Raw genomic sequence first — 9,482 nt, 5'->3', positions numbered from 1 at the left:
CCCTACAAGCAGGGCCACCCCCCCCCCCCCCCCCCCCCCCCCCCCCCCCCCCCTCCCCCCCCCGCCCCCCCCCCCCCCCCCCACCCACCCCCCCCCCCCCCCCCCCCCCACGTCTGGGTGTTGAGGTGCCCATGTGTGTCCCTTGTTTCGACGGCTCCGCTACGGCTCTTCGCGGAAGACACGGGTGTCGGTGCCGCCGTGCGGGACCATCGCCGAGTGGTACTTCTCGGCGCCGCCCCGGGACTGGCGCCACTGGAAGTACAGCACCGCGTCCGCGCCCTGGGCGACCGCCTGCCGGCTCCACAGCCGCATCCGTCCCGACGGCGTGGGCCCGTTGCGGTCACGCCAGTTGACCGCGCTGGGCGCCTGCTCCATCAGCATCCACGGCTGCCCGGCGCGGGCGGAGCGGGTGACGCCGAAGACGAACCCCGCCGAGACGTGGGTGTTCTGGGTGTGCCGCAGGCGGCCGTCGGGGCGGTACCGGCGGACTCCGCCGACGCCCCGTACGGCGACTCGGCCGGCGGCGGACTCACCCGTTCGCGGCACGCTTCGGGCGCCGTGCCCACCGCTCCCGCTTCCGCCCGGGCACCCGAGGACCGGATCCGGGCGCCCGGGGCAGCCCGCGCCGCGGACGGCTGACGGCTTCGCACGGCGCTGTCCCGGACCCGGCGGATGCAGTCCATCGCGCGCCTCCGAGGGCCCTGTCCGACCGGCCGGCTACACCGAAGGGGCGCTCGCACGAGCGGCGCCCGGGCGTTTCCGCCCGTGCTCCGCACCGCGGGCGTCCACGTCCGCGTGCGTCCCGCGCTGACGTGGGGACCGAACGCCGCCAGACTGGAGGTGGGCGTGGTGAGCGGAAGCCGGCCCGGTCTGCGCAGCAGGCGATCATCCGCGAGGTGACGGGGAGGCGGAGACGTGACCGTGGGACGTATCGGCCTGGTCGTCCACGGCGGCCGTGCCGAAGCCGTGGACGCGGCCCGGACCGTGCGTGCGTGGTGTGACGAGCACGCCGTGCAGTGCTCCGACATCGACGTGTGGCAGGACGGTGGGCGGCGCCATGCCCGGGACGAGGTGGACTCCGCGGGCGACCCGGACCTCATCGTCACCCTGGGCGGAGACGGCACCTTCCTGCGGGGCGCCCGGCTGGCGGCCGAGAACGACGCCCTGGTCCTGGGGGTCGATCTCGGCCGGGTGGGCTTCCTGACGGAGGTGCCCGTCACGCGGGTGCGCCAGGCGCTCGACGCCGTACGGCAGGACCGGTTCTCGGTCGACCACCGCATGCTGCTCACCCTGCGCGCCTCGCGCCGGCTGGAGGTGCCGGCCGAGATGGAGGCGCTCACACGGTACGGCCGCGGGCCCCTGCTGCCGCCTCCGCAGGTGCGTGCCCACTGCGAGGTCTGTGACGACTGGGGCATTCCGCTGAACGTCATGGCGCTGAACGACGTCGTGCTGGAGAAGCTGGCGCGGGACCGGCAGGTGTCGGTCGGCGTCTACCTCGCCGGGCGGCTGCTGGCCTCCTACTCCGCCGACGCGCTGCTGGTGGCCACCCCGACGGGTTCGACCGCCTACAGCTTCGCCGCCGGCGGCCCGGTCGTCTCGCCCCGCGCGGAGGCCCTCGTCTTCACGCCGGTCGCCCCGCACATGGCGTTCAACCGCTCGGTCGTGGCGGCCCCCGACGAACCCGTCGCGCTGAAGGTGCTGGAACGGTCCGGCCAGGCCGCCGTCAGCATCGACGGCCAGCTGCGGGGCGTCCTGTACCCCGGGGACTGGATCGGCGTGTACCCCGCCCAACGGCGCCTGAGGGCCATCCGGCTGGGGCCGACGGACTTCTACGGCCGCCTGCGCGAGCGGATGAAGCTGACCGACGCCCCGGCGGCGGTCGTCGACGGGACCCCGGCGCCGCTGTGGCCGGTGACCACCCCCCGGCCGGACGACCTGGCGCACCTGGCGCTGCCCATCGGCCCGACGGCGGACGGCGGGCCCCACGCCTGACCGAGCGGGCCTCGCGGCGACGTGACCTGACGGCGCTCCCGCCGCTCCAGGCCACCTCGCGGCCATGACGGCGAACGCCGCCGAGGAGCTCGTCCTCCTCGCGCCTCGGCCCTGAGCGGGCGCCCCTGACCTCTTGGGCAGGTCTTGGCGGCTTGCGCACCGGGTCTTGGCCGGCACCACAACGGCCCTTGGCCGGCCCCACATCTCGCGTACCGACGACTTTCACATGGACGCCACCGCACCCTTTCCTGACGTTTGGTGCTCCTGGAACACTCCCTTCGCGCAGGTTCCCTCATCATCGGGCGTTTCGCGCCCCGTCAGGACAAGAGGTCACCCCGTCATGCCCGAAGTGAATCGGCGCCGTTTCCTCCAACTCGCGGGCGGCACTGCCGCGTTCACCGCGCTCTCCAACAGCATCGAGCGCGCCGCCGCCCTTCCCGCCCACCACCGCACCGGCACCATCGAGGACGTCGAGCACATCGTCGTCCTGATGCAGGAGAACCGTTCCTTCGACCACTACTTCGGCACACTCAGGGGCGTTCGCGGCTTCGGTGACCCGCACCCGGTGACCCTGCAGAACGGCAAGACGGTCTGGCACCAGTCGGACGGCACCAAGGACATCCTGCCGTTCCACCCCGACGCGGACGACCTGGGTCTGGCCTTCATCCAGGACCTCCCGCACGGCTGGAACGACACACACGCCGCCGTCAACGGCGGCAAGTACGACAAGTGGGTCCCGTCCAAGGGCTCCACGACCATGGCGTACCTGACCCGCGAGGACATCCCCTTCCACTACGCGCTCGCCGACGCCTTCACCATCTGCGACGCCTACCACTGCTCGTTCATGGGGTCCACCGACCCGAACCGCTACTACATGTGGACGGGGTACACCGGCAACGACGGCCAGGGCGGCGGCCCGGTCCTGGGCAACGACGAGGCGGGCTACAACTGGACCACCTACCCCGAGCGCCTGGAGAAGGCGGGGGTCTCCTGGAAGATCTACCAGGACGTCGGCGACGGCCTCGACGCGAACGGCTCCTGGGGCTGGATCCCGGACGCCTACCGCGGCAACTACGGCGACAACTCGCTGCTGTACTTCACCCAGTACCAGAACGCCAAGCCCGGCGACCCCCTGTACGACAAGGCCCGCACCGGCACCGACGCACGCAAGGGCGAAGGCTTCTTCGACCGGCTCAAGGCCGACGTCAAGGCCGGCAAGCTGCCGCAGGTCTCCTGGATCGTGGCCCCCGAGGCGTTCACCGAGCACCCCAACTGGCCCGCCAACTACGGCGCCTGGTACGTCTCCCAGGTCCTGGACGCGCTCACCTCCGACCCGGCCGTGTGGGCGAAGACGGCCCTGTTCATCACCTACGACGAGAACGACGGCTTCTTCGACCACCTGATACCGCCCACTCCGCCCGCCTCCGCCGCGCAGGGCAAGTCCACGGTCGACGTCGGCCCGGACCTCTTCAAGGGCGACGGCAGCCACGTCGCCGGCGCCTACGGGCTCGGGCAGCGCGTGCCGATGCTGGTCGTCTCGCCGTGGAGCAAGGGCGGCTACGTCTGCTCCGAGACCCTCGACCACACCTCCGTCATCCGTTTCATGGAGCGCCGCTTCGGCGTGCACGAGCCGAACATCTCGCCCTGGCGGCGCGCCATCACCGGCGACCTGACCTCCGCCTTCGACTTCTCCCGCAAGGACACCAAGCCGGTCGCCCTGCCGTCCACCGACGGCTACCAGCCGCCGGACCACAACCGCCACCCCGACTACGTGCCGACCCCGCCGGCCAACGGGACCCTGCCCAAGCAGGAGCGCGGTCTGCGGCCCACCCGCCCGCTGAAGTACGCCCCGGTCGTGGACGGTTCGGCGGACACCGGGGCCGGGACGTTCACCCTCGCCTTCGCCTCCGGCGCGCACGCCGGTGCCGCCTTCCTCGTCACCTCCGGCAACCGCACCGACGGCCCCTGGAGCTACACCACCGAGGCCGGCAAGTCGGTGTCGGACACCTGGAACTCGGCGTATTCCAGCGGCTCCTACGACCTGACCGTGCACGGCCCCAACGGCTTCCTGCGCGTCTTCAAGGGCCACAACAAGGCCGCCGGTCCGGAGGTCACCGCCCGGCACACCGGTGACGACCTGACGCTGACCTTCACCAACAGGGGCTCCGGCACGGTGAAGCTGAAGGTCGCCGACGGCTACGGCGGCCGCCCGCAGACGGTCACCGTGCGGCCCGGCGCCACCGTGAAGCACACCGTCGACCTGGCGGCGAGCAGGCGCTGGTACGACCTCACCGTCACCTCCGAGGCCGATCCGTCCTTCCTGCGCCGCTTCGCCGGGCACGTGGAGAACGGGCGGCCGGGCGTGAGCGACCCCGCGATCGCGACGGACTGAGGGAGAGTCCGGTGCCGGTGGATTTCCGGATGGCTCGCGGTAGTGTGCCCCGGTGACCACGCATTCGAACACACCTGCAGGCTGGTATCCCGATCCCCACGGCGCACCGCACACGCTGCGCTACTGGGACGGCTCGCAGTGGACGCAGCACACCCACGCCGACCAGCAGGCACAGGCCGCACCGCAGGCACCGCAGCAGGTGCCCGCGGCGCAGCAGCCGCAGCAGGCGTACGGTCAGCCGGCACCCGGTCAGCAGTTCCACGGTCACCAGGCCGCGGCCCAGGACCCGCGCGTCCAGCGCCAGGTGCAGCAGCAGGCCGGGGTCGCCCCGAGCGGCTCCGGCGGCGGCACGCTGTTCACCGAACCGGTGCTGGTCGTGAACCAGAAGGCCAAGCTGATCGAGCTGACCAACGAGTACAGCGTCTTCGACCAGAACGGCAACCAGCTCGGATCGGTCACCGAGGTCGGGCAGAGCGCGCTGAAGAAGGCGGTGCGGTTCGTCTCCAGCCTGGACCAGTTCATGACCCACAAGCTGGAGATCCGCGACGCCTACGGGCAGCCGCAACTGGTCCTGACCCGGCCCGCGAAGGTCTTCAAGTCGCGGGTGGTCGTGGAGCGGCCGGACGGGCAGGTCGTGGGCGAGATCGTCCAGCAGAACATGATCGGGAAGATCAACTTCGCGATGAACGTGGACGGCCGGCAGGTCGGCGCGATCAAGGCGGAGAACTGGCGCGCCTGGAACTTCGCGATCGTCGACCACGCCGACACCGAGGTCGCCCGGATCACCAAGACCTGGGAGGGCCTGGCGAAGACGATGTTCACGACCGCGGACAACTACGTCCTGCAGATCCACTACCAACTGCCCGAGCCGCTGCTGAGCCTGGTGGTGGCGACCGCACTGACCGTGGACACGGCACTCAAGCAGGACTCCCGCGGTCTCGGCTGAGCGGGGCGGCGGAAGCGGCCGGGTTCCGGGGGACGGCTGGGTCCCGGGGGGACGGAAACGGCTGGGTCCCGGGACCGGCAAGGGCTTGGTCCCGGGGGCGAGAACGGCGGTGGCCGGCACGTGCGCGCGTGCCGGCCACCGGTGCGTTCACAGGCTGGTCAGGTGCTCCGGCGCGGCCGGCCGCTGAGCGGGCGGCGACGGCTCGCAGGGGGCCGGCCGCGGCTCCAGGGCCAGCACCGCGGCGACGGGATGGTCGTCGGCGACGGGGGCCGGGGCGGCGGGGGCGGACCGCGACAGCGTCACCACGCCCCAGGACGCCAGAGCCGCGCCCACCGCCGCGAGGAGCAGGCCGGCCGCGCCGCCCTGGAGCCGTTCGCCGAGCAGGCTGAGGCCGATCACCGCCGCCGCGAGCGGGTTGGCGAGGGTCACGAGCGCCAGTGGCGCGCCGAGGCCGTCCCGGTACGCGGTCTGTGACAGCAGCAGGCCACCCGTCGCGAACAGCGCCACCAGCAGCGCCACCACGACGATGTGCGCGCTCAGCGGGGACGCCGAGCGGTCCGTCGCCGCCACCGTCACCGTCTGGGTGAGCGCGGAGGCGACACCGGACGCGAAACCGGAGGCGGTCGCGTGCCGGAGCCCGGGGCGGGGGCCCGTGGGGGTCCGCCCGCTCGAGCGGAGTCGGGAGTGGGGGAGGGACAGCACGCCGATCGCGGCCGTGGTCACCCCGGCGACGGCCAGCGCCTCGGGGAGGCTCAGCGCCTGGTCCGGCTCCGGGCCGGACGCCGTCACCAGCAGTGCGGCCAGACCGAGCAGCGTCAGGGCCGTGCCCCGCCACTCCACCGCGCTGACCCGGCGTCCCGCCGCCCGCGCCCCGAGCGGCACCGCGGCCACCAGGGTGAGCGCGCCGAGCGCCTGCACCAGCGTCAGCGGACCGAACTTGAGGGCGGCGACGTGCAGCAGCGCGGCGGAGGCGTTCAGCGCGACCGACCACCACCAGGCGCCACGCGCGAGCAGCCGTATCACGCCGGTGCCGGTCTCCCGGGCGGCGAGCCGTTCCTGAGCCACGGCGGCGGCTGCATAGGCGACGGCGGAGACCAGGGACAGGACGACGGCGAGGACGGCGGCGTTCACCGGCCCGCTCCCACGAGGCCGGACCCGTCGGCCGTCCGGGGTTCGGCGGACCTCGGCGACGGAACCGTGCGCGGCCTCGTTCCCCGCGGCTTCGCCGACGGGGCGGGGACCACGGCCAGCGCGATGCCCAGCAGGGCCGTCGCCACGATCGCGTCGAGCCAGTAGTGGTTCGCCGTGCCGACGATCACGAGCAGCGTCAGCAGCGGATGCAGCAGCCACAGCCACCGCCATCGGGACCGGGTCGCCGCTATCAGGCCGATCGCGACCATCAGGGCCCAGCCGAAGTGCAGCGAGGGCATGGCGGCGAACTGGTTCGCCATGGAGTCGGTCGCCGGCTTCGCCCCGTACACCGTCGGCCCGTACAGCCGGCCGGTGTCCACCAGGTGCGCCGCGTGGAGCATCCGCGGCGGGGCGAGCGGAAACGTCAGGTGCAGGGCCAGCGCCGCGCCGGTGAGCAGGGCGAGGACCCGGCGGGCCCACAGGTAGTGGCCGGGCCGCCGCAGGTAGAGCCAGACCAGGAACGCCGTGGTGGCCGTGAAGTGCACGGCGACGTAGTAGAGGTTCGCGGTGTGGACGAGGGTGTCGCCGTGCAGCAGTGCGGACTGCACGGCGCCCTCGCCCGGCAGCCGGAGTGCGCGCTCCCAGCCCCAGACGCGGTGCGCGTTGTGGAACGCCTCCGCGGTGTGACCGTTCGCGAGTCGCCGGCCGAACTTGTAGACGAGGAAGAGCCCCGCGACCACAAGGAGTTCGCGGACGAGGGGCGGCCGGTGTGTCGCGGCCTCCCCTTCCCTCTCGGGCTCGGTGCGGGAATCCATCCCCGCCCCCCTTTGCTGACGGATGTGCCTGGGGTGGTGCGTGGTGAGCCCAGGAGAAGACCCACTCGACACGGGAGTGGGTCCTGTCCAAGGCTCATCGATACGCCAGTGTACCGATACGCTTCCGTACCGGTACACTGGCGTATCGATATACTGGTGTGAAGCGGCCCACCCGGCCGGGACCACGACCGAGGAGCAGAAGCCATGACGTCGCAGGCAGCGGAGGCACCGCAGTCGGTGGCCGCCTCGCGCCGCTCCAAGCTCACGCCCGAGCGCGAGCAGGAGTTCTTCGACGCCGTGCTGGAGCAGATCCGCGAATGCGGCTACGACGCGGTCACGATGGAGGGCGTCGCCGCCGTCACCCGGTGCAGCAAGTCGACGCTGTACCGGCAGTGGAAGACGAAGCCCCAGTTCGTGGCCGCCGCCCTGAGGGCGAGCCGCTGTGTGCGGTTCGCGGGCATCGACACCGGTTCGCTCGCCGGGGACCTTCGGGCCGTGGCGCGCGCCGCCGCCGAGTGGTCGCTCCGGGACACCAAGCTCCACCAGGCCCTCGGCCACGCCGTGATGCAGGACCCCGAACTCGCGCGGGCGCTGCGCGAAGCACTGGTCGAGCCCGAGATCAGGGCGCTGCAGGAGATCGTCCGGCGTGGTGTGGAGCGCGGCGAGGTGCCCGCCGGCCATCCGGCGCTGGAGTACGTCCCCGCCCAACTGCTCGGCGTGCTGCGGGTCCGTCCCCTCCTGGAGGGGGAGTACGCGGACGAGGAGTACCTCACGCGCTTCGTCGAGGCCGTGGTGCTCCCGTCGCTCGGACTCACCTGAGAACCGGGTCGCCGTCCGTGGGATGACCGGACGTCGGCCCGACCGCGCCGCACCGTGGGGACGGGGGCGGCGCGCACCCGGCCGGGTGGGGCTCCCCTGGAGCGGAGGGAGCCCCGCCCGGCCGCATCGCGGGCCGGGAGCGGCTCAGACCTTCTGCCCCGAGCCGCTCGCCGAGGACGTCTTGATGCCCTTGGTGATCTGGTCCAGGACGGACGGCTTGGGGGCGCCGGACCCGGCGTCGATGCCGAAGCGCACCACGACGAGCTGCTGGGGGTCGGCGGGCGACGGGAAGACCAGCGACTCGACATAGCCGTCCGTGCCCTTCGCGGTGACCGCCTTCCAGCGGACCATGTAGCCCTTCTGCCCGGCCACCGTCACCGCTTCGGAGGCCAGCACCTGGTGCGAGGTGATCCCGCCGTAGGACGAGCCCCCGTAGGACTCCTCGGCGTTCTTGGTGATGTCCTGCTCGGCCGCCGCCCGAGCGGTCGTGGCCGTCAGCCCCTGCTGCTCGGCGGAGGCCGAGTACGCCCCGCCGGTGTTGCAGGTCTTCGAGGTGTCACCGGGGCACTTGTAGGTGTTGTTTGACTGGACGGCCGCCCCTCCGTCGACGGTCTGGCCGGTCCAGCCGGCGGGCACCGGGATGCTGATGCCGTTGAACGGGTCGGTGGCGTACCCGTCCTCGGTCCCCGGCTGTCCGGGCCCGGGCGTCTGACCGCCCGACCCGCCGGAACCGCCCGACCCTCCGGAACCGCCGCCGAAGGGCCCGCCCTGCCCGCCGAACGGATCGCCCTGGCCGCCCCCGCCCCCCTGACCTCCTCGGCCGCCGAAGCCGCCCGCGCCGCCCGGACCCTGGGCACCTGCGGAGCGGCCGCTTCCGCCGTCCTGCGCGGTGAGTGCGTAGACACCGCCGCCTATGCCCGCCAGCACCACGATCGCCGCCGCCACGGCTATCCCGGTCCGCACCCCGCGCCGCGCCGGGGCGGGCCCGGCACCCGGGTAGGGCGCGGCACCCGGGCAGGGGGTGGTGGGGAACGGCCCGCCCGGATACGCGCCGGCGACCGGCGGCTGCGCCGGCGGACCCCACGAGGCGCCCGCGTCCACGGGGCGGACCCGGTCCGTCCATGCCCTGCCGTCCCACCAGCGCTCGGTGGCGGGCCCGTCACTTGTCTGCCCCGGGTCGGGGTACCACCCGGGAGGAGTCACCTGCGTCATGCCCCCACGGTATGAGGCGCGAGTGAAAGGCGGATGAGAGCGCCCACCCGAGCCGGCCCTCCCACGACGCCGACCGCCCGCCCGACCGGCCGCCCGACCGCCCGCCCGACCGCCCCACCAACCACCCCCAAGGTCAGTCAGGCGGCCCCCCACACACCCCCCCACAGAAAATCCC

Annotated in this window: 7 protein-coding genes and 1 pseudogene; 4 read left to right on the top strand and 4 right to left on the bottom strand. The window is 73.2% G+C overall.

Annotation, left to right across the window (positions count from 1 at the left end):
• Positions 1-168 precede the first annotated feature (168 nt).
• Positions 169-456: pseudogene (locus ACZ4SW_RS22565) on the bottom strand (beta-galactosidase); the annotation flags it as partial.
• 459 nt (positions 457-915) lie between these two features.
• Between ACZ4SW_RS22565 and ACZ4SW_RS22560 the strand changes: the two are divergent.
• The 3 genes from ACZ4SW_RS22560 (at position 916) to ACZ4SW_RS22550 (ending at position 5,330) form a co-directional block, all read left to right on the top strand.
• Positions 916-1,992: an NAD(+)/NADH kinase gene (locus ACZ4SW_RS22560; RefSeq protein ID WP_468247338.1), complete on the top strand. Its 1,077-nt coding sequence runs from the start codon at positions 916-918 to the stop codon at positions 1,990-1,992.
• A 340-nt stretch (positions 1,993-2,332) separates the two neighbouring features.
• Positions 2,333-4,384, top strand: coding sequence for a phosphocholine-specific phospholipase C (locus tag ACZ4SW_RS22555; protein ID WP_468247332.1), 2,052 nt, complete (start codon positions 2,333-2,335; stop codon positions 4,382-4,384).
• A gap of 52 nt (positions 4,385-4,436) precedes the next feature.
• Positions 4,437-5,330, top strand: a complete 894-nt coding sequence (locus tag ACZ4SW_RS22550) for an LURP-one-related family protein (protein ID WP_468247325.1) — start codon at positions 4,437-4,439, stop codon at positions 5,328-5,330.
• A 147-nt stretch (positions 5,331-5,477) separates the two neighbouring features.
• On the opposite strand, the gene ACZ4SW_RS22545 is transcribed toward ACZ4SW_RS22550, so the two are convergent.
• A complete protein-coding gene (locus tag ACZ4SW_RS22545) occupies positions 5,478-6,461 on the bottom strand; it encodes a DMT family transporter (RefSeq protein WP_468247319.1) in 984 nt (327 codons plus the stop codon).
• Positions 6,458-7,276, bottom strand: coding sequence for a phosphatase PAP2 family protein (locus ACZ4SW_RS22540; protein WP_468247312.1), 819 nt, complete (start codon positions 7,274-7,276; stop codon positions 6,458-6,460). Before ACZ4SW_RS22540 ends, ACZ4SW_RS22545 begins: the two co-directional genes overlap by 4 nt.
• 204 nt (positions 7,277-7,480) lie before the next feature.
• Here ACZ4SW_RS22540 and ACZ4SW_RS22535 point away from each other — a divergent pair, with 204 nt between their 5' ends.
• Positions 7,481-8,095 (top strand): TetR/AcrR family transcriptional regulator, encoded by a 615-nt coding sequence (locus ACZ4SW_RS22535; protein WP_468247305.1) that lies wholly within the window; start codon positions 7,481-7,483, stop codon positions 8,093-8,095.
• A gap of 144 nt (positions 8,096-8,239) precedes the next feature.
• On the opposite strand, the gene ACZ4SW_RS22530 is transcribed toward ACZ4SW_RS22535, so the two are convergent.
• The gene (locus tag ACZ4SW_RS22530) at positions 8,240-9,307 is read right to left on the bottom strand and encodes a DUF2510 domain-containing protein (protein ID WP_468247299.1); all 1,068 of its coding nucleotides are present in this window, start codon (positions 9,305-9,307) and stop codon (positions 8,240-8,242) included.
• Positions 9,308-9,482 lie beyond the last annotated feature (175 nt).

The sequence above is a fragment of the Streptomyces sp. NPDC028331 genome (assembly GCF_055565775.1).
This window is presented reverse-complemented; position numbering and strand designations above follow the sequence as displayed.